The organism is Mesorhizobium sp. M4A.F.Ca.ET.090.04.2.1 (assembly GCF_003999085.1).
Classification (GTDB): Bacteria; Pseudomonadota; Alphaproteobacteria; order Rhizobiales; family Rhizobiaceae; genus Mesorhizobium.
On the sequence record NZ_RZOT01000827.1, the window covers coordinates 1 to 1529 of the forward strand.

Annotated in this window: 2 protein-coding genes; one reads left to right on the plus strand and one right to left on the minus strand. The window is 66.4% G+C overall.

The features are described 5' to 3' along the window. Window positions 1–557, plus strand: a 557-nt coding sequence (locus tag EN781_RS32310) for an NAD(P)-dependent alcohol dehydrogenase (protein ID WP_145965778.1), incomplete at its 5' end; no start/stop codon positions are given. A gap of 91 nt (window positions 558–648) precedes the next feature. Here EN781_RS32310 and EN781_RS32315 read toward each other — a convergent pair. After that, window positions 649–1529: molybdopterin cofactor-binding domain-containing protein (locus tag EN781_RS32315; RefSeq protein ID WP_145965779.1), on the minus strand; the 881-nt coding region annotated here is incomplete at its 5' end.

Below are 1529 nucleotides of genomic sequence, written 5' to 3' on the forward strand. Positions count from 1 at the left end.
CCGCCGATGTCGGGCCGGGCTCGGTCGTCGTCCTGCTCGGCACCGGCGGCGTCTCGATCTTCACTCTTCAGCTTGCCAAGGCGGCCGGCGCCACTGTCATCATCACCTCGTCTTTGGACGAGAAGCTGGAGCGGGCGAAGGCATTCGGCGCCGATCACCTAATCAACTACCGCGCGACGCCTGACTGGGACAGCAAGGTCCTGGAGCTGACCGACGGCCTCGGCGCCGACCTCGTCGTCGAGACCGGCGGCGCCGCCACCTTCGCCCGCGCGGTCAACGCCACCGCGCCGGGCGGCACGCTGTTCACCATCGGCTTCGTTACCGGCGCCGAGGCAACGGTCAATCTGCTGCCGATCATCGTCAAGGCGCTCAAGGTGATCGGCAACAACACCGGATCGGTGTCAGACCTCAAGGACGCCACCCGCGCCATTGCCGCCGCTGGCATCGAGCCGGTCGTCGACAAGGTGTTTTCACAGAACGAAGCGGCCGAAGCCTACACCCACATGGCCGCCGGCGGCCTGCATTTCGGCAAGCTGGTGTTTGGGTTGGAGTGGTAAGGAAAGGCTGACGCTGAAGATCGGCGAAAAGCTATGGTGACGGACATTTCCCCGCAAGGAGAGATTACGCTCTCCGCCAGCGGAACCCTCCCTAAATCAACTTCTCCAGCGTGATCGGCAGATCCCTGATCCTCTTGCCCGTCGCATGGAACACCGCGTTCGCAATCGCCGGGGCGACGCCGACGATGCCGAGCTCGCCGACGCCCTTGCCGCCGAGCACTGACGAATGCGGGTCGGGGATGCCGACAGAGATCGTCTCGATGTCCGGGATGTCGGCGTTGGTCGGGATCATGTAGTCGGCGAGGTTGCCGTTGACGATGCGGCCATGGCGGCGGTCGACCATGCCTTCCTCCAGCAGCGCCTGGCCGATGCCCATGATGATGCCGCCCTTCCACTGGCTTTCCGCCAGCTTTGGATTGTAGAGCCGGCCGGAATCCAGCGCCGACACGACACGCGACACCCGCACCGTGCCGAAATCCTCGTCGACCCTGACCTCGACGAAATGCGCGCACCAGGAGTGGCGTGAATAGTCGCCCTCGGTGTGCGGGATCGACACGGCGATGGTGGTGTAGTTCCGGTAGCGCTCCTCAGCCGTCGCGTTCGCCGGCATGGTATCGCCCTTGGCCTCGATCCGTTCACGACCGACGGCGGACAGAAGCTCGGCGATCGGGATCTCGGGACCGTCGCCGCGCGGCGAGGCGATGCGACCGTCCTTGACCACCAGTGTGTTCGCCTGCAGCGCATGGAAGGGCGAGCCCGGATCGGCGATCGCCAGCCCGATCAGCTCGTCCAGCGCCTGGCTCGCCGCCTTGTAGACCGCGCCCGTCATGACGCCGGCAAGGCGCGAGCCGCCGGCGACGCCGGCGCGGGCGAAGTGGGAATCCCCCAGCTTCACCGACACATGCTCGACCGGCACGCCGAGCGTCTCGGCCGCCGTCTGCGCCAGGATCGTGTAGGTGCCCTGGCCCATGT